Source organism: Microcoleus sp. Pol8_D6 (genome assembly GCF_036700965.1).
Taxonomy (GTDB): domain Bacteria; phylum Cyanobacteriota; class Cyanobacteriia; order Cyanobacteriales; family Microcoleaceae; genus Microcoleus.
The window spans coordinates 15,297-34,794 of record NZ_JAUBPW010000034.1; the positions used below are offsets into that span (position 1 = coordinate 15,297).

Here is a 19,498-nt window from a genome sequence, read left to right on the forward strand (position 1 = left end):
GATTGGGAGAGTGGTCGATCGGCAATTACAACAGTTGCAAAATGTGCATCCGGGCCCAGAAACCCTAAAAAGTCGAGTTTGAACAACTATTGTTACAAAGTTTAACATCTTACCAATCTTTTGTAATTAATCTCCTAACTGTAGTTGAACTCCCGGCTAAGGCACAGCTCGGTAAAGGACACTGGTATTGTGGCACAAACCCCTGATTTAAATCTACCAGCAAGCCAGCTACCCACGATTAGACAAGTCTGTTAAAATACAATTAAACTGATAAAAAAATTCTAGGTAAGCAATCGTCATATATTTTGGAAACCTGCTTCCTCCCAACAGAGGCTCTTAGATTTAGAGAGCCGGAGGTATTCAAAAGCATAGTCAACTGGAAGTATAATTTATATAGTCTTAGATTTGGCGTGATCTAACTCCCATAACTCAAAAGTTTCCAGATCAGTCAAGAGGTTAGTCTGAATTCGGCGCAAGCAACCTGCGCTGAACTTGCGCCCAGAGTCTCCCAGCACAGAATTCATAGCTTGTTTTTCAAGGGAAGTATTGAGAAGGGCGGTTGCCAGCAACTAGACGGGCAGTTACACATGATGAAATCACCCTTGCCTCTTGGTAAAAAAGTGTTCAAGCTCCATAACATTGACTTGTATCAGCTTCTCGGCTCTACTCCAGACCCTTGCTTGGACAATTTGGTAGGTTTGGCAGCTCAAATCAGCCGAACTCCTATTGCTTTCTTGAGCTTGATTGACAGTAATCGCCACTGGTTGAAGTCGCAATTAGGTATTGATCGAACTTTGGCTCACCGTTACCTGAATTTTTGCGCTCGCGCCCTGGACCCAACTCCCGAAGAGTTCGCCCAGAGTTCAAACTCAAACTCGGAATTTGACCGGGCAATTTCCCTACAACAACCGCCAGTTGCTCCCGAATTTGCGATCGAACTCCCTATAAATTCCTTTAAAGAACTGCCTGCCGCCATTGTTCGAGACGCTTCCACAGATATGAGATTTGGCGAGCATTCGCTGATCGTTTTCTACCCCTTCGTGAAATTTTACGCCGGCATCCCAGTCATGACCTCAGAGGGGCAGATGCTGGGAGTGCTATCCGTCATGGACTCGGTGTCGCGAGACTTGACAAAAGAAACTATAGAAGGTCTGCAAGCTTTGAGTCGGCAAGTTGCGAGTTTGGTAGAGCTGCGCTGGCAATTAGTCAAAGCCCAGAAACATTTGCCAGAGGTAGAAGATATCACTTCGGACAGCCAGAAAATCTCGGAGTTAGTTCCTGGCTCGAACCGATCGAGCTTGTCTGCGGTACATACGCCACAGAGCAGCATGACAACAATATACGGAACAAAAAAGCTCCAGACGCTCGGAGAAACAGGCAAATCTCAATATGTGTGGGAAGGTTCAGCGGGCATCGGGCGCGCGGATGATACCCAACAAATCCGAGAAATCGTTGCCGGTCCCCGCGACACATCCGATCGCCAACTAACGGCAACGTCCCTACAAGAGCGAGCTCGCTTGGGCTCCCTGCAAGCTAAAGTCGGTGCAGCCCTCGGACAAGGCGGGAAAATATCGGTCATCCTCAACCGCTGCACCGAGGCAATGGTAGAGTATCTCGACGCCACAGGGGTGAGCATCTGGACTTTTAACCTGCAGACAGAGCGGTTAGAATTGCAGGCCAATTCAGGACTTAGCAGCCAAGAGTGGGCAAAAGAAATAGAAGATTGGGTGCGAACAGAAGCGGGAAAACTCCAAACTGCTCCTGTGTGCCTAATGTCGAACCCGTCTCTGTGCACCATTGCCTATCCGCTGATTGTGGAGGAGCGACTGGTGGGAGTGATGACGCTGTGCAGTAGCGCTTTGGCAAGCGAGGGAGCGCTAGAAGTTCTGAGTTGCATGGCTAACGCCATCGCCGTGGCGATTGATCGCCACGCAGCCCGAGAAGAATTGTTGAGCCGCCGGGAAGGCTTGCTCTTCGGCCTAGCCAGCCAGATGCGGAATTCCCTCGACCTCGACAAAATTTTAGATACGGCTGTCAACGAAATTCGCAGCTTGTTGCAGGTTGACCAGTGCTACTTTTTGTGGTACTCCATCTCGCGAGACGGGCAGCCCAGCTTTGCCATCACCCACGAGGCGGCAAATCCCGAACTGAAAGAGCGGCTCACAGAATACCCGATCGAACAAGTAAGCCTGCTGGCCGAGAAAATTTGCCACCGCCAAACGCTCCGGATCGGCGACGCTGCAACAGCACTGTGCATCGAACCGCCCACGCGAGCTTTTTTGAGCAGTATCGGGATTGTTTCTAACCTGCTGCTGCCAGTCAAGACTCGCTCCGGTCAAATGGGTGCTGTAGTTTGTAACCATTACAGCAGCCACCGTTCCTGGGCGACGAGCGAAGTGGAATTGCTGCAAGCGGTGGTGGATCAACTGGCGATCGCGATCGACCAAGCCGAACTCTACGCCCAAACGCGGGCGGCAGCCTTAGCAGCCCAAACTCAAGCCCGCCAACTAACGGAAACTTTGCAGCAGTTGCAGCAGAAAGAAGCTCAGCTCATCCAAAACGAAAAAATGTCCTCTCTTGGTCAAATGGTCGCCGGCGTCGCCCACGAAATTAACAATCCGGTTAATTTTATTTACGGCAACTTGACTTATTGCAAGCAGTACATGAAAAATCTGCTGGATTTGCTGCACTTGTATCAAAAGCATTACCCGGAGCCTTGCCCCGAAATTCTCGACAAAAACGAAGAAATCGATGTTGAGTTCCTAGTGCCGGATTTGCTGAAAATTCTGTCTTCAATAGAAATGGGAACTGAACGCATCCGCCAAATTGTCCTGTCTCTGCGGAACTTCGCGCGGCACGACGAAGCCGAGATGAAGCCGGTGGACATTCACGAAGGGATTGACAGCACGCTGCTGATTTTGCAGAGCCGCTTGAAGTCAAACGGGCTAGTGCCGGGAATTGAGGTAATTAAAGACTACGGCGACTTGCCGAAGGTAGAGTGTTATCCCGGACAGCTCAACCAAGTATTTATGAATATTTTGGCGAATGCGATCGACTCTTTGGAAAATCAGCCTCCACCTAAGACGATCAAAATCTCGACGGCGGTGGTGAACCCAGACTCGGAGGCTGATGAGTCAGGAAAGTCGAGGGGTCAAGTTGTGGTGATTCGGATTCAAGACAGCGGGCCCGGATTGGCCGAAAAAGCTAAATGCCACTTGTTTGACCCTTTCTTTACCACTAAACCTGTGGGCAAGGGTACGGGACTCGGCTTGTCTATCAGCTACCAGATTGTGGTGGAAAAACACGGAGGAAGCTTGAACTGTATCTCGAAACCTGGACAGGGAGCGGATTTCAGGATTGAAATCCCCGTTGATCGCCCCCGTGCGATCAAAGGATAAACCTGCGGGCGATCGGTTCCAAAAACATTTTTTAAATTTTATTGTCAAAATGCTTGACAGATTCCCGTGTCTGGGTGTTACTATATTAAATGTTGAGACGTTGGGGCGTCGCCAAGTGGTAAGGCAGCTGGTTTTGGTCCAGCCATTCAGAGGTTCGAATCCTTTCGCCCCAGTTAAATTGTATCCAGTAAGTCAATTGTTAAACTCACCGTTTAGAGTTAGCGCTTGGCAGACTAGAGAAAAACTACTTCATTACGACAAACTTAATTAGCACTTGCTCATATCATGTCTGATCGAGCGATTAAAAGGGCGGGTTTTTGAGATTGTCAATTATTGGCAGATATTTTTCGTGAACCCGCCCCTACCCTATTAAGGGTAATGGACCGGACATAGTATCATAGGATATCAGAAACCGGGTTTATTTATGCGGGTTTTACCTCACCTAAAAGCATAGAGTTGTGGTCAAGAAATTGTTTTTTTTGGCCGTCAGTACCCATTTTTTGCAGAAACAGTTGTTTGTGCATAATCTCACTTCTGACCGCGCCGGAATTGTAAAATCGAGTCAACATTCAACACTCATATCAAATCCGGTTGCAGTGGAATGATTAAGCCACTGTTGACGCAGAGAAAACAGAGGAAGAGAACAGAGAGATGAATAATTCCGATGCAACCGGATTTGATATCAACCATCCTTCAGGTTTTCGACTAACAGTCAACAGTCAACAGTCAATCTGCCCTACTCCATATCACTGCAAAGTGCTGGGGCCACGAGCGTTTAGCCGATCGAAAACGTATCGAGAAATTGCCGGAAATGTTGTTTCGTCCTTGGCATAAGCCGGATCGTCTGCAAAAACAACTAAGATATAAATCGCGCGATCGTCTAAAGTTCTGACAAAGGCCGCTTCGCTGCGGGATTTGGAAGTATAGCCTACTTTGGAACCAAAATAAATATTAGTTGGTAAAGATTCGCCAAGAAATCCTTTTATTGAATTGCTAGGGTCATTTTTCCATGCCTTGGGGTCTAAGTCTCTAGTCAGCAAGTAAGCCATTTTGCGACTGGCGACGCTGGAAACGGCTTGCCTAGTATAGATTTCATATATTAATCTGGCCGCTTGGTCGGTAGTTACTTGATTGCGAATCGGCTGAGAAGCATCGCCCCGCAATTGCAAGTCGCGACCGATTGGCCCTTCTTGTCTTAAATAGTATATGGGATAATTTTTGGTGCTTATACGAAGATCATTGTAGCCTGCGGACTGGAAAAATGTGTTAATTTGAGTGCGCTTTTTCAGCCATGTTTGCAACTCTTCTCCTGAGAGCCTGCCGCCGGATTTTGTATCTGTGATTTTGTCTAAAAGTCTGCTGGCAGCATCGTTGTTGGAGATGCGAATCATTTGCTCTAGGTCGTTTTTAAAGGCAGATTCTCTTTGCGTAATGATGCCTTTTTCTATGGCTGAGTAAAACGCTACCATCCAAAATAACTTGGCAACGCTAGCGGGAAATCGGAGAGTTTGATTTTGATATCCGGCAAAGGTGTGACTTTTGGAATTGCTGACATCAAATAAGGTAATTGATAGCCGTTCTGCGGGCATTCCTTTGGTGGTTGCAATCTTCACTGCTTCATCAACAATCCCTTGCAATTCTTGAGAGTAAACTGGATTGGGAGGTGTTTTTATGTTGTAGCTAAAGGTAGGCTCGCTTTGACGATCGCCTAAATTGTCCGATGGTTCAATTGTCGGAGGCGAGAGTGTTTCTTGAGGCGAGACGGCCTGTTTAGACAAAATGACTGGCGGTTCTGGGGGACGGCGAATTCTGAACGGTATTGTGACAATCCAACCGATCGCGATCGCCCCGGCAATTAAGCACAGGATGTTACGGTACTTTAAGCGAGAAAATTTCGTCCTGACTCGACGACGAGATTGAACAGGACGCTGGCTGCTTTGGCGTCGTGGCCCGATTGGGCCTAGGGGCTCGATGGGGCGTCGGGGGGAAATTGGGCGTGGGCGGCGTCGGCGTTCTACTTGCATTACAGTTTTGTGCTATCAAACTCGCACGATCAGTTTATAATAGGGCGGCATCTAAATGACAAGTGTATCCATCTAGTCCGCTGTTGCCAATTTTATCTGTCTACTAGGCTGATTGAGAATTCTAGTAATTGTAAAATTTTCAGGATAGCACTGAGTTGAAGCAAAATCCTTGGAAAAACATGAAAATTTTTTGGAGTCTGGCTGTTTTGGGATTTGCGATCGTGGGCGTGAATAATTCTTTGATCCCTGATGTTTGGGCATTTCAGTCTCAATCTGCTACGGGATATGTTGTCGATCGACAAACAGCAGCACAGGGGGCGGATCTAGCGTTTTCCTTGACGGGAGAAAGCGAAAATCTGGAAATAACAAACAAGCAAAGTGTTTCCAGTTTTCCGAGTATGTTGTGGGACTTCAAAAATTTAGGGAAAATTTCCTATTCCGAATTGCTGAAGGTGCTGGCGAGAGGATCGGACTCCAATAATACCGAGAAAGAAACCGTTGCACAGCCTCAAGACATAGCACGTTTTGAAAAGGTTGTACAGTATGCAAAACAACAAAATTTGCACGATCGCTCGATCGGAGAAATCGTCCAGGCGATCGCCGATAATTTCCAAGGATCGCCCTACGCCGCTGGTTTGCTGGACAAATCCGGCGAAGAAAAGTTGATCATAACTTTGAATAAATTTGATTGCGTTTTATTTGTAGAAACCGTTTTGGCGATCGCCAGGGGCGTAGCAGTACAAGATTACGACTATCAAAATTTTGTAAATCGCATAGAAGAACAGCGGTATTTAAACGGTAAAATTAACGGTTATTGCAGCAGATTGCATTATTTTTCCGAATGGATTAATGACAATCAAAAACGGCAAACAGTGGAAAATATCACCGCTGAATTAGGCGGAGTACCCATGAATAAAACACTAAATTTCATGAGTCAGCACCGCAGCAGTTACCCGCAAATGGTGAAAGACGAAACAACTTATCAGTGCATAGTCAGCCAAGAAGCAGAATTAGCCAAAACTCCTGTTAATTACATCCCCACAAATCAGATAAAAAGTGTTTATTCTCAGTTAAAACCAGGGGATATTGTAGCGGTAGCCACGGATGTTAAAGGATTGGATGTCACCCACACAGGTTTAGTCTACCGCAATGCTGACGGCAATATGGGCTTAATTCACGCTTCGCCGGCTGGGCAGGTGAGGGTTGCTTACGACTTGCACAGATATATTAGCAGAGTCGAAAGTGCGATCGGGATTGTAGTCGCTAGGGCGAAAACTCCTAATTAAATTGGTTTGTACTGGGAGGGTGCATCAGCTTGCATTATTTTAGCTGCAAATTCAAAATCTCTAGACTTATTGCATAAATCTTTGATATATCAAGAAACCGCAGATACAAGGCAGATAAACGCAGATGAACGCAGATAATTTCCAGAGATTTTGGCACTTTGGTAAGAGGTATTCTGTGCTGACGAACTGTACAAACTCTGTTGTGGGGTGGGCAGGCGAACCCACCCTGAATAGACAATTTAAATGCACAACAGCTTATTGAACAATTTCGCTGCGAGATACCTTACTACTTCTAGCAGGATTTGGCGTTAATTCGGGTGGCGAAACTTGAACACTTCCCCACTCATTCAAAAAGCTTTTCAACAAAACCTCTTGCTGAGTGCGAAATGTCTCGACATTTGCCCCGCGATTCATAATCACAAACCACACTGTTTCTTGTTTTTCAGTGGGCAGGGCTCCGCCCAAAGCGCTAACATTATCCAACGTGCCAGACTTGAGCACTGCTAATTGGGGAAGCGGCCGTTCTGATAGTATTCCTTTATCTTTCCCAACTACAGTTAAGACATCAGCAACTGTCATGCTGTAAGGTTGAAGATAGCGTTCTAAAGCTATAAATAACGCGCAAGCAGCCCGGGGAGAAATCAGATTTTCTTCGCTCAATCCCGAACCGTTGACGAGTTGAATTTCTGCGGGAGGAACTCCGGTTGCTGCTGCTGCTTTTTGGGCGACTTTTTTGGCGCCACCGACAGTATCAGCTAGCATATCTGCCATGAGATTGTTGCTGTACTGATTCATTTTTTTGATCAATTCAGCAAGGGGCAAAGAATAATGTTTGACTAAAGGCTGCACGTCATTGGGAGATGCTGGCAAAACTTGTACAGTACCCTCAATTGCTATTTGGGGTTTTGGCGTATTTGGAGGCAGTGTTTGATACTGGGCGGCGGCTTCGCTGGGCCAGATTTGACTGTTCAATCCTTGTTTGAGCAATTCTCCCGATTTGAGGGGATCAAGTTCAAAGTTCATGTAAAACTTATCGACAATTATCAAATTGCCACTGACTTGCTTGATGCCTTTTTGATTTAAGGCGTTACCAAGGGCGATCGCCTCTTCCCATACAAACAACGGGTCGGCGTTTCCCTGTACAATTAAATCGCCTTTTAATACGCCGTTTTCAATTTTTCCAGTTGTACCAATTAAGGTGATAAATTCATGTTCCGGCCCGAATTCTTGCAGTGCTACCAGAGATGTTGCTACTTTGGTAATAGAAGCGGCCGACATAGGAACGGTACCTTGATGATTGGCTAGCAAAGTATTGCCAGATTGCATCCATACGCCTTGGTTTTCTTTGGCAAAACCTTGGGCAGCCAACCCGTTGAGATATTGCTGGATTTTGGTATTTGTGGCTGTTTCGGGATTGCTAACAGAGACTATTAAGGGCTGAGGCTGATTTGGTTTAACTGGGGGCGGGGAAGATTCAGCTACAGGAGAGGGAGATGTAAGTTGAGGTGATTCACTAGCTGCACATCCGGCAATAATTGTGAGAAGGGCGATCGAACTTACAGCAGTCAAGTAGGGGTTTTTCAGCATTACCTTAATTGTTTTCATCCAATGTACGATCGTCTGTTCGGCACGCCCGATGGAAAGTTTAACATTAACACGCGCGTTTTGGAGCATCCGGATCTGCGTTACCAGAATCCCGAACCGCTAACATTAGCTATCTTCTTCTCCATCTTCCTTCGCGTTCTTTGCGTCTTCGTGGTTTGTTAAATAGAGATTGTTTAAAGACTGCGGAATTTTATACCAATAGTCCGGACTGTTTTTAGTTAGTAGTCTGAAACCCTCGATTTTTCGTTGGTATCTCGATTGCCTTGGAGCCGGGAAACCCTTATTCTACGGTTGGTAATCAAAAACTGTTTGAAGTATTGAAATCTAAAATCTAAAATCTAAAATAGTCTGATCTTCAGCGCCTGGGGCCTTCACCCCAGGCCGATCGCTCTCACAAATTTTCGATAAACTGGTTTATCCAGCCATACTCCCTATACTCAGTGGCACCATTTCGCCGTGCATCGTCAGGCCTAATAACATCGCCCCGCCCGGTCGAATCAACTCTCCTGTAAGCGCGCAGCGTTCCTCCTGCTGTGCTGTAGCATTAATGCTGGCTCGAATATCCGATCGAGAAAACATCTGCCGATACTCTCCAGACTTCTGCTGCACGTAATTCCAGAGCAAATCTCGAATCAAAGCTTGATAGCCTTGATTGCCCGCGAGCTCTTTAAGTCTCTCCTTGAGTTCTCTTTCGAGTCGAATGCTGGTGACTTCCATTTCGGTGGTTGAGGTTCTAGGTAGGGTATGCATAATTTTTTCTCCGTGACGGGTGGACATATGTGTAATATCAGTGTAGTATGTTTACAGCTAGATTGAAAGCCTCTTAACCACCTTCTGCCGACAGTGAAATTTCTCCCCACCTACTCCACCTATCAACTGAAGTGCGATCGCCCCACGGGTCACTCCGAGTCGTTAGAGCACGTCTTTAGCACGGGTTTTGCGACTGTCGCAGCGACCTCGTGGGCGGGCTTGGGCCTAATTAAACCCGGTTATAGTGGATTAGGACAAATTGCAGAAATTAATTACAACGAGATAGACCGAGACGGTCTGCAAGTGGCACAGCCACATCGAGATACGCGAAGCGGGAGGTACAGCTAAACGACTGTACCAAGACAGGATGAAAATTTGCATGAAAGCAGTTTTTCTAGCCCCCGCTTCTAAGTAAGAGAAGCGGGGGCATTTGATTGGATATTTGAGAAATTCGATCCGCTTGGGGAACTGGGAAAAAACCAGATGTAGCCAATGTAGGCGTTGCACCGAAAATCCCAAATCCCAAATCTAAAATCTAAAATCTAAAATCTAAAATCTAAAATCTAAATGAGGAGGAGCAAGCCGTGACCGTAGTAACTGATGTATTGAGGCAATCTGTGGTGGTGTTTTCTCAAAATTACCTACCAATGAGCCGTGTCAACATCAAACGGGCGATCGTACTGTTGGTAACAGGCAAGGCTGAACCTCTTGATTTTAGCATTGGCAACGGCTGGCTGGTACGATCGCCCAGCACCAGCATCCACGTACCCGAACAAATCCGCTTGACTTTTGGTAACAGGGAACGCCTGTGGAAAGTGCCCCCGGTCAATCGCCGGGAAGTTCTGCGCCGCGACGCTCATTCTTGCCAATACTGCGGTAGCAATCGGCATTTGACGCTGGATCACGTGATGCCTCGATCGAAGGGCGGCCCGCATACTTGGGACAACGTGGTGACGGCTTGCGAACGGTGTAACTCTCGTAAGGGCGATCGAACTCCCGTAGAAGCTGGAATGTCTCTGCGAACTAAGCCGAAGGCCCCCATACACCCCACTGTTGCTTTTGCCGAACTGTTTTGGCACGAATATCAAATAGGGGAATAGGGAATGGGAAGAATTTTAGATTTTAGATTTTAGATTTTAGATTTTAAATTGAGGCGTAATTCTCATCTAAAATCTGCCCTAAATCGCAATTCCAAATTCCCGATCGCCAATTTTCAATTACCAATTTTAAACTTTCAATTCCAAATTTAGGGCTGTCAATATGCTGAAGTTGACTTACACTGAAACGGGCTTTAACCTAGAGCGTTTGGCTCAATCTCCCGAACAGTTAGTGGCGCTGCGAGTTGTGCTGGCTATGCGAGTTGGCCAAAGCATCAGCGTCGAACCGAGCACTGCGGCATTTTTGCTGCCCGCGAATTTGCCGGCGCTGTCTCTGTTGGAATCTGAGGCCCGCCGAAACGACAACGATGCGATCGAGCTTTGTGTTGCTGATGCTGACTTTGTAGAAGTGACACTGCGCGGTACGTGGATTTCTGAGGCGTCTGAGGAGGCTGACGGCGTGTTTGCGACTGTGTTGGGCGATCGGGCGGAGCTCTTGCTGCTCAATCTCTGGCTCGAAACTCAGGCTGCTGCGGAGGTTGTCGGGGAAGTCGGCGATTAATATCGGATGTGGAAGGAAGAGAGAACAAGCAAGAGGGAAGAAGCAAGAAGGAAATATTTTCTTCATATCGCACTCCCCCACTTTTTCCCCTTCTGGCGATGTCAGTGGCGCACTCAATTCCATTCTCCTTGCAGCCCAAAAGCAGCCCAATAATAAGGAGATTGCCATTTTGGAAGCTGTAGCACTTCGATTTGCGCCGATCGCAGTGCCGCAGCAGGCGGCAATTTATCTTGGAGCATTTTTTTGTAAAATCGTGTCATCAGCTCAGAAGTTACTGGATCGTCAACACTCCACAGAGAAACCACCACACGCGGCGCCCCCGCATACATAAACCCTCTCGTCAAACCCACCAACCCTTCTCCTTTAATGTCTTTTCCCAAACCCGTCTGACACGCACTCAGCACCACCAACTCAGCCGGTAAATTGAGATTAAAAATATCATTCAGTCGCAAGTAGCCATTTTGTAACGTACCTTTCTCATCAACCAAAGAAAGCACCAATCCCGATAATTCGGGATGTTTGCTATTAGCAAATCCGTGCGTAGCGAAATGAACAATGCGATATTGAGATAAATCAGGATCAGTTGTTGTGGTACGATTAGCCGTAAAGTCAAGCGCTTGTTTTTCCAAATCATCAGGAACCAAAGCCAAGATTTGCTGAGCTTCTGTTCGCGTGAAAGGTAGGCGAGTCCAATAAATGTTAGCCTCAGAGGCCGATCTCTGTAATTGTTGCGCTTCCACTGGCAGATTTTCAACAGTTTGATTCTTGGTTGCAGGCGATGTACTTGTGCCTTTGAGCCGTTCATCGTCAGTGCTAAAAACTGGATCTGCAAACAAGGCGATCGTCTTTGGAGCCGGTTGACGAGTCGCCATATCCCGCCGCAGAATAGCTAAAGTTGAGGCAGAAGGCAGATTAACAATTTCATGCTTAACTATTAGCGGCGCTTCAGATTTTTCCAGAGTAAGGGCGCCAAAAGGGATGTATTGCAAGGCTCCATCCGCAACAATTAGCAAGCGCTTGTTGCCCAACTCAGAAGCAACTGGAGCGAGGATCATTTGGCTTATAAGTGCAGCAGATTCGGCAACCATTTGAGGAGAGGTTCTCGTGGTCTCTTTGGTTAAAGTATCGCGGAAATTCTTAGCCGTAGCTTCAATCTCGGTGCGAGAAGGAAGTTCGTAACTGGTGAAAGAAGTTTTCGTCACCGCCCACAAATAACTGCGCTCCTCACCCAAAGAATATTCTAAAAGTAGCGTTTTGTCATCGATTACCTGTTGTTGAATTTGTTGCAAGTTGAGAGGTTCGGGATATTTGAGAGCAGCGTAACGAGGACTACTGGCGCGAATTTTAGCTTCTATTTGAGCGAGTTCCTTGAGAACTGTGTCGATTTTTTGTTGAATTTCCTCCCGAGCTTCTTGCGTAGATTGAGCGATGACAATTTGGTATTTGCGAGTCTGAAAATCACTAAGTTGTTGTTGCAAATTTTGTTCTTGTGCTAGCAGTTGCGGGTCAACACCTTGGCGAATATTTGCGCTGGCTTCGCTGAGGAGTTCAAGCAGACTGCGGGCACGGGCACGTTCGCTAGCATGAAAGGCTTGTGCGTCGTAACCTCGATCGGGATTTTTCTGGTGCAGTTGCATCAACAAATCGATGTAAAACTGGTAATAATCTTGGTTGCGGGCAAAGTAAGACTGGCGCAGTTCTTGGCTACCGATTTGAGTGCGGAGGTTTTCAATAATATTAATTGCGGTTTCAATTTCGGTTTGGGCAACTGTGAGGTTATTTTGTTGGCGGTTTAAGATGGCAAGATTGTAGATGATGTGCGCTTCTTCTGTTTTGTAACCGAGTTGTTGGGATAGAGATAAAGCTTGGTTATAGTTTTCAATGGCGATAGAATTCTGACCTAAAGCAGCTTGTATTTTTCCCATTTGGTTGAGGACTGTGGTTTCTTTTACTTTGTCGTTTAAGTGTCGGGAGATGCTAAGGGCTTGGTTGTAGGCATTCAGGGCCGTTGACCATTCTTTTGAAGCGATGTAGGTGCTACCAATGCCAGCTAAGGCAGTAGCTTCTGCTGCTAAATTACCTGCGGGTCGGGAGATTACCAGGGCTTTGTTGTAGGAGTCTAGGGCATTTTTCCAGTTTCCTGTAGCAGCGTGAATATCACCAATGTTGTTGAGGGTGTTGGCGACTGTCGCTTGGTCATTTAATTGATAAAACAGGGGCAAAGCTTGGTTATAGTAATCCAGGGCGCTTGTCGGGTCAGCTAAATCGGTGTAGAGTTGACCAAAACTGTTGATAATAGCGGCTTCTTCGGCTTTGGCACCGGCTTGTTTTGATAAGGGTAATGCTTGATTGTAGGAGTCTAGGGCAGATTGAAATTGTCCGAAATTGGCGTAAATTTTACCCATTGAAAGGAGAGTACGTGTGGCTTGGGCGTAGTTTCTATCTGCACGATAGAGTGCGAGGGCTTCTTCTAATTTTGCCAGTGCAAGTTGTTTAGATTCGACTGTGCTTTGACTAGAAAGTTGATTTCCTTTGATAAATGCTAATTCAGCAGCAGAAACTTTTATTCCAAGTGATAAGTCCCACAGGCGAGCAGTTCTATCACTACTAGCAGTGAGGATTTGGCGACCATCGGGGCTAAATACTGCACTGTTGACCTCTTCCTCATGTCCCCGGAATATGGCTAGAAGATTACCTTTGGTATCCCACAGACGGACGGTTTTATCAAAACCCGAAGTAATGATTTGCCGGCCCTCGGGACTAAATACGGCACTTTTGACTCTCAAATTAGGCTCATGGAATTCTGCTTTGAGATTACCTTTGGTATCCCACAGGCGAACGGTTCCATCCCCACCGGCAGTGAGGATTTGACTACCATCGGGGCTAAATACTGCCGTGTAGTCCGTAATCGACCAGGGTACTTTATCCTTCCTGCGCGGGAACTCGACTAGGAGATTGCCTTTAGTATCCCACAGGCGAGGAGTTCCATAAAGATAAGAACTCTCAGTCAGAATTTGGAGACCATTGGGACTAAATTTGGCACTCTTGATCAATCCCTCCAATCCCTCCTTCCCCCGGAACAGCGCCAGGAGATTGCCTTTGGTATCCCACAGGCGCGCGGTTTTATCATAGCTGCTAGTGAGGATTTGGCTGCCATCGGGACTAAATACGGCAGTTCTGACATCATTCTCATGTCCTTGGAATATAGCCAATACATTACCTTTGGTATCCCACAGGCGGGCGGTGTTATCACTACTAGCGGTGAGGATTTGACGACCGTCCGGGCTAAATACTGCACTTTCAACATCCTGCTGGTGTCCCTGGAGCTCGGTGAGGATATTACCTTTGGTATCCCACAAGTGGGCGGTTTTATCACCACTTGTCAGGATATGGCGACCATCCGGGCTAAATACTGGTTTTCTGACCTTTTTCTTAGGGACTTGAAACTTGGTTAGAAGAGTGCCTTTGGTATCCCACAAGCGGATGGTTTCATCCCAACTAAGGGTGAGAATTTGGCGACCATCCGGGCTAAAGACTGCACGCTCGAATCCATACTTATCGTCCCGTAACTCTGCCAGTTGAGCGTTATTTTTAGATACGCTTTCCCGAAAAGTTTGCAGCGCTGCCATTTGCTGGGCTTGGGCAGCAATTGCTACTGATACATCCCACAGACGGGCGGTGCCATCTCCACTGGCGGTGAGAATTTGACTACCATCGGGGCTAAATACGGCACTTCCGACACCTCTTTCTATGTCATGCCCTCGGAACACAGCCAGGAGATTGCCTTTGGTATCCCAAACTCGCGCAGTTCCATCATAGCTAGCGGTGAGGATTTGACTCCCATCGGGACTAAATACGGCACTGGTGACTCCTTTCTCATGCCCCCGAAACTCTGCCAATAGATTGCCTTTGATATCCCACAGGCGAGCAGTGTCATCCAAAGTGGTGGTGAGGATTTGGCGACCGTCGGGGCTAAATATGGCTGTTTCGATCCGCTCCTTATGCCCCCGGAACACGACTAGGAGATTGCCTTTGATATCCCACAGGCTGGCGGTTTCATCTCGACTAGCGGTGAGGATTTGGCGACCATCCGGGCTAAATACTGCACTTCTGACGCTCCCCTCAAGCCCGAGTGGGAACTCGGCCAGGAGATTGCCTTTGGTATCCCATAAGCTGGCCGTTTTAGACCCACTGATTGTAAGGATTTGGCTGCCATCAGGACTGAATACTGCACTATGGACTATCAACTCCAAAACCCCCACTGGCATTTTCTGAAGCACCGAGAACTGAACGAGGAGGTTGCCTTTGCTATCCCAAAGGCTGACCGGGTAGCACTGGCAATCGCTGGGGATGATTTTGCTACCATCAGGGCTAAATACTGCATTGATGGAACTGTGCCCTTGCAATACAGAGAGGAGATTGCCTTTCGTGTCCCACAAACGGATGTTCTTACCATTGGTGGTGAGGATTTGGCGAGCATCGGGGCTAAATATTGCTCTATAGACCCCTTCCTCATGCCCCCGGAACTCGGTTAGGAGATTGCCTTTGAGATCCCACAACCGTGCAGCTTCATCTAGACTAGCGGTGAGGATTTGCTTGCCATCGGGACTAAATACGGCACTGGTGACAAAACTATTGTGTCCTCGGAATATTGCCACTTGAGCGTTATTTTTGGACACGCCTTCCTGAAAGGTTTCCCTGGCAGCTATTTGCTCGGATTGGGCAGTAATGGCGGCTGACACGTCCCACAGGCGGGCGATTTTATCCCAACCGCTGGTGAGGATTTGCCTGCCATCGGGACTAAATACTGCCCGTACTACCTCCTCATGTCCCCGCAACTCGGTTAGTAGATTGCCTTTGGTATCCCACAGGCGGGCGGTTTTATCCATACCGCTGGTGAGGATTTGCTTGCCATCGGGGCTAAATCCTGTTGTCCTCCTGACAGAACTCGTGCGGAAATCATGCTGCCCAAACACAGTCAGGAGATTGCCTTTGATATCCCACAGGCGCGCGGTTTTATCCATACCGCTGGTGAGGATTTGCCTGCCATCGGGGCTAAATATTGCACTTTCGACAAGATCTTCATGCCCCTGGAACTCGGTTAGGAGATTACCGTTGGTATCCCACAGGCGGGCAGTGTGATCCTCGCTGGCGGTGAGGATCTGCCGGCCATCGGGACTAAATACTCCACTGAGGACAGTAGCTGTATGCCCCTGGAATTCTTTGAGAAGATTGCCTTTGATATACCACAAGCGGGCGGTTCTACTCGAACCGACGGTGAGGATTTGGCTGCCATCGGGCCTAAATACTGGATTGTCCCCCTGGAACTCTGCTTTGAGATTGCCTTTGATATCCCACAGCCGGAGGGTTTTATCCCTACTGGTGGTGAGGATTTGGCGACCATCGGGGCTAAATATTGCATTGTTGACCCCCGTCTCATTCGCCTGGAACTCTACTAGAAGATTGCCTTTGACATCCCACAGCCGGACGGTTTTATCCCCACTGGCGATCAGAATTTGTCTGCCATCGGGACTAAAGACGGCACTGCTGATACCATCCTCATGCCCCCGGAACACAGTCAGGACATTACCTTTGATATCCCACAAGCGGGCGGTTTGATCTCGACTAGCAGTGAGGATTTGGCGACCATCAGGGCTAAATACTGCACTTCCGACCATCTCCCCATGCCCCACAAACATGGCGATTTGCCCGCCAAATGCTTGCACGGGTTGCTGCGTTCCCGATGCGCTTGGTTTTTCTGTTGTCGGTGACTGGGATGGTGTGGGAATCCTGGGTTGGCCGCTGATGGGGATGCTGTAGGTAGTAGCGAATACAACTCCCATCACCAGAGGGAGACAGCGATGCACTTTTCGGTATTTGTCTGGCAGCATAATTGTTTTTTGGGAGAGTTAAGAATTGGGAGAGGGGGGTCAACTAAACCTGTCTCTAGCGAATCCCTAAAAGCCAAAAGCTATAGTTTTTTGGATAGGCAAATCTGCTTAGCGTTGGCTCTTTTTTTTACCGAGGTCATCAAAATTAAGATGGGCTGGGGGTTAGTTGTCAGAAAAAATTATTTATGTTAAGGACAAACTCTATCATTTTTCATAATCTTTGTCTGTCATTGGCTGCGTCAAGGATGAGGAAAAGACGTTAAGGGCAGTAACTTGAATCGGCGGCGGGGCGTTTGCTCGTCGATGTTATTATCTTTTCACTGGTTGACTGTGGTGTGTAAAGCGAGCTGATTTTTCTCAAGGGACAGCTACCTGGGTGTAATACCAACTCCGGTAGCGTGGGAATTAATATTACCCCCAGTCAGGACACCGCGAGTGCCTAAGTCCTCATAGGTTGCAGCATTATCAATTAGCTTTTTAGGAACAGGCTGTCCGGCCTGTTCCACAATAAAATTTATATTCTGTGGAACAGGCCGGACAGCCTGTTGCTGACAATGCTGCCAGATATCAGTAAGTCCCTTTATACCAATTTTTTATGAGGTTGCATAGAATCCGATCGCCCCTAGCGAGCGGGCGGGCACGGGGGCACCGCCCCTACTAAGGCGGGGACAAGATTCTTCTCAAAGTCCCCCAACAATCAGGGGGATGCGAGGGGGATCGAGATATGTGCAACTTCACATTAAATTGGTATTAGGGTGTATAAATTATGTTGAAATAAAGACCGTTATCTTGCAGATTGTCGCCTTTATCGCTAATCCTCACCAAAGGAAAAGCGTAATCTACTCGCAAGTTCACCCGCTGTATCGGTTCCCAGATTACCCCCAAACCCACACCTGCTAAAAATGTCTGATTAGTTAATGTATTAGGATTGTTCGCAACGTTCCACACCGTACCCGCATCCAAAAAAGGAGCCAATTGAAGTTTGGGATTTCCCGAAGCATCGCGCTGCAAAGTAATCCGATCTTCGATGGAAACTCTGAAGCCGTTATCCCCAGAACGGACATTTTGGCGGTAGCCACGCAAAGATTGCCCGCCGCCAATTACAAATTGCTGGGAAGGCAACAAACTATTAGCTGATAACTGTAAGTCGGCCTGCAAAATTAATAAATGTTTGTCATTCAATCGCTGTACTCGCTGCACTTGACCCAGCCAACTCAAAAATTGTCCGTCGGGATCTGAACCTTCGTTTTGAGTAGCATCAAACAAGCTAGTGCCGATCGTAAATTGCGATCGCAAGGCCCAAGCGCCCTGCGGGTCCCGCCGAATGTAGTCCTGTCCCAGCTTAATTGCACTCGTAGTGGTGACACCATTGGAGTCCGGGCCGATGCCAAAAGGAGTCGGTTCGCCGGCGACAAAAGTTCTGCCTGTCTGATAAGTAAAACCGGCAGATAAGGCAAATTCTTCGATCGGCGTTCTCCGCAGTGGCTGGCGGTAACTAACTTCAAATAAATGCGATTTTCCCGAAATGTCAAAAGTATCAAAAGGTTCTTGCACAATACTGTTGCGGTTCGGGGCCGCCCTCAATTGCAAAGTGCCGTTCATCGCATTTAGGGGCACGCGATAGCTGAAATCAAACACGTCTGAATCGCCGAGCGATCGATAATAAGCCCCTGCAAGTTCGTCGCCATTTCCTGTTATATTTCGGTGCCGCAAACTAACTCCCAATCTTTCTGAACCGACACTGGGAGGCGAGTAATTGTCAATGCTGAAAGTAGGTTGAAATGGATTAGCTTCCGAGATTCGGACTATCAGAATGCTCTCGCCTTCATTATCCCCAGCCCGCAGACTGGCTTCTACATTGTCAAATAAAGGATCGACTCGCAGCAGCCGGAGTTGGTCTTCTAATGAAGCTGTGCTTAAAGGCATTCCCGCACCGAGACGAATCCGGCTGCGGATGTAACTCGGATTCAATCTTTTAGTTCCTTCTACCTCAATTCGGGCTAGCTTGCCTTCGATAACTTGAATTTGGACTACCCCTGCGGTGATAGTTTGGGGCGGCAAGACTGCTCTCGAAGTGATGTAGCCACGATTGAGGTAAATTTCGGTAATTTTGTCGGCGATTTGTTTGAGCTGTTCTAGGGTGGTAGAACGGCCTTCTAAGGGGTTGACTAAGGCATTAATTTCATCTTGGCTTAAAATTGTGCTGCCAACTACTTGAATTTTTTGCACCTCAATTGGTGTATTCGGGAGGGTTGGGGGAACTGGCGACGGGGACGGCGGCGCTACTGTGGGTGGTACTTGGGGAGGTTCTGGGGAAGGCTGGGGGGCTGGTTGCAGAAATCGATCGCGATTTGGATCTGGTTCCGTCGGCGGCGGTGGCAGGTTTGGAGGCAGCGAGGGTTGGTTCTGGGCTAAAATATGATTGCAATGTAGCTGGTTCTGACATTGGGGATCGTTGTCAACGAGATTTGTTTGTTCGGGCAAGATGCCCGCACCACAAGCAGTTTCATCGATTGTGGAACAGGCTTCTGGGCTGTTCTCGGCGGGGTTCGATTGTGTTTCTGGTTCAGGGTTGGTCTCGATCGCATCGGGAAGCTGATTTAAGTTTGTTGCTGTTTCATCCTGCTTGATTTCGAGTTTTTGCAGTGCTAATACTTGATTGCCCGTATCTGCTGAGTTGTCAGCGGCGACAGGCAACAGAGAAATATCGTTTGTTTGGGATATAGCTTTATTGGCATAAAAGCAAGCCATCGGCAGTGCAGTTAGAAGTGAAATCCCCAACCGAAATAGTGCAATATTTGCATTCGGGCGCATAATTAATAATTTCTCTAAAATAAGTTTGTCGGCTGCTTCACTATGCCAGTTTATCATTTAGTATTAGGCGA

Annotated in this window: 10 protein-coding genes and 1 tRNA gene; 6 read left to right on the plus strand and 5 right to left on the minus strand. The window is 47.5% G+C overall.

Going from position 1 to position 19,498, the window contains the following annotated elements; genetic code table 11:
• Positions 1-587: 587 nt before the first annotated feature.
• Both QUA10_RS15375 and QUA10_RS15380 read left to right on the plus strand, forming a co-directional pair.
• Entirely contained in the window at positions 588-3,398 is a 2,811-nt protein-coding gene (locus QUA10_RS15375) for a GAF domain-containing protein (RefSeq protein WP_333083417.1), read from the plus strand.
• A 101-nt stretch (positions 3,399-3,499) separates the two neighbouring features.
• Positions 3,500-3,571 (plus strand) — tRNA-Gln (locus QUA10_RS15380).
• Between the two features lie 573 nt (positions 3,572-4,144).
• Here the strand turns inward: QUA10_RS15380 and QUA10_RS15385 are convergent.
• Positions 4,145-5,422, minus strand: a complete 1,278-nt coding sequence (locus QUA10_RS15385) for a serine hydrolase (RefSeq protein WP_333083415.1) — start codon at positions 5,420-5,422, stop codon at positions 4,145-4,147.
• Positions 5,423-5,601: 179 nt separating this feature from the next.
• On the opposite strand from QUA10_RS15385, the gene QUA10_RS15390 reads away from it, so the two are divergent.
• Entirely contained in the window at positions 5,602-6,708 is a 1,107-nt protein-coding gene (locus tag QUA10_RS15390; RefSeq protein WP_333083414.1) for an N-acetylmuramoyl-L-alanine amidase-like domain-containing protein, read from the plus strand.
• 255 nt (positions 6,709-6,963) lie between these two features.
• Here QUA10_RS15390 and QUA10_RS15395 read toward each other — a convergent pair whose 3' ends face one another.
• Both QUA10_RS15395 and QUA10_RS15400 read right to left on the minus strand, forming a co-directional pair.
• Positions 6,964-8,295: a D-alanyl-D-alanine carboxypeptidase gene (locus QUA10_RS15395; protein ID WP_333083430.1), complete on the minus strand. Its 1,332-nt coding sequence runs from the start codon at positions 8,293-8,295 to the stop codon at positions 6,964-6,966.
• Positions 8,296-8,727: 432 nt separating this feature from the next.
• A complete protein-coding gene (locus QUA10_RS15400) occupies positions 8,728-9,063 on the minus strand; it encodes a hypothetical protein (RefSeq protein WP_333083413.1) in 336 nt (111 codons plus the stop codon).
• A 93-nt stretch (positions 9,064-9,156) separates the two neighbouring features.
• Between QUA10_RS15400 and QUA10_RS15405 the strand changes: the two genes are divergently transcribed.
• The 3 genes from QUA10_RS15405 to QUA10_RS15415 all read left to right on the plus strand — a co-directional run bounded on the left by QUA10_RS15405 (position 9,157) and on the right by QUA10_RS15415 (position 10,722).
• Complete coding sequence (locus tag QUA10_RS15405; RefSeq protein WP_333086299.1) at positions 9,157-9,411, plus strand: hypothetical protein; 255 nt, start codon at positions 9,157-9,159, stop codon at positions 9,409-9,411.
• 236 nt (positions 9,412-9,647) lie between these two features.
• Positions 9,648-10,163: an HNH endonuclease gene (locus QUA10_RS15410; protein WP_333056402.1), complete on the plus strand. Its 516-nt coding sequence runs from the start codon at positions 9,648-9,650 to the stop codon at positions 10,161-10,163.
• Positions 10,164-10,323: 160 nt separating this feature from the next.
• Positions 10,324-10,722, plus strand: coding sequence for an alr0857 family protein (locus tag QUA10_RS15415; RefSeq protein ID WP_333083412.1), 399 nt, complete (start codon positions 10,324-10,326; stop codon positions 10,720-10,722).
• A 113-nt stretch (positions 10,723-10,835) separates the two neighbouring features.
• On the opposite strand, the gene QUA10_RS15420 is transcribed toward QUA10_RS15415, so the two are convergent.
• Positions 10,836-16,613: a CHAT domain-containing protein gene (locus tag QUA10_RS15420; protein WP_333083411.1), complete on the minus strand. Its 5,778-nt coding sequence runs from the start codon at positions 16,611-16,613 to the stop codon at positions 10,836-10,838.
• 750 nt (positions 16,614-17,363) lie between these two features.
• Positions 17,364-19,484 (minus strand): ShlB/FhaC/HecB family hemolysin secretion/activation protein, encoded by a 2,121-nt coding sequence (locus QUA10_RS15425; protein ID WP_333083409.1) that lies wholly within the window; start codon positions 19,482-19,484, stop codon positions 17,364-17,366.
• Between the last annotated feature and the right edge of the window lie 14 nt (positions 19,485-19,498).

Excerpts from the sequence above, each read along its gene's own strand:
- QUA10_RS15395 (WP_333083430.1), bottom strand. The coding sequence starts at position 8,295 with ATGCTGAAAAACCCCTACTTGACTGCTGTAAGTTCGATCGCCCTTCTC.
- QUA10_RS15375 (WP_333083417.1), top strand. The coding sequence starts at position 588 with ATGATGAAATCACCCTTGCCTCTTGGTAAAAAAGTGTTCAAGCTCCAT.
- QUA10_RS15415 (WP_333083412.1), top strand. The coding sequence starts at position 10,324 with ATGCTGAAGTTGACTTACACTGAAACGGGCTTTAACCTAGAGCGTTTG.
- QUA10_RS15420 (WP_333083411.1), bottom strand. The coding sequence starts at position 16,613 with ATGCTGCCAGACAAATACCGAAAAGTGCATCGCTGTCTCCCTCTGGTG.
- QUA10_RS15425 (WP_333083409.1), bottom strand. The coding sequence starts at position 19,484 with ATGATAAACTGGCATAGTGAAGCAGCCGACAAACTTATTTTAGAGAAA.
- QUA10_RS15385 (WP_333083415.1), bottom strand. The coding sequence starts at position 5,422 with ATGCAAGTAGAACGCCGACGCCGCCCACGCCCAATTTCCCCCCGACGC.
- QUA10_RS15390 (WP_333083414.1), top strand. The coding sequence starts at position 5,602 with ATGAAAATTTTTTGGAGTCTGGCTGTTTTGGGATTTGCGATCGTGGGC.
- QUA10_RS15400 (WP_333083413.1), bottom strand. The coding sequence starts at position 9,063 with ATGCATACCCTACCTAGAACCTCAACCACCGAAATGGAAGTCACCAGC.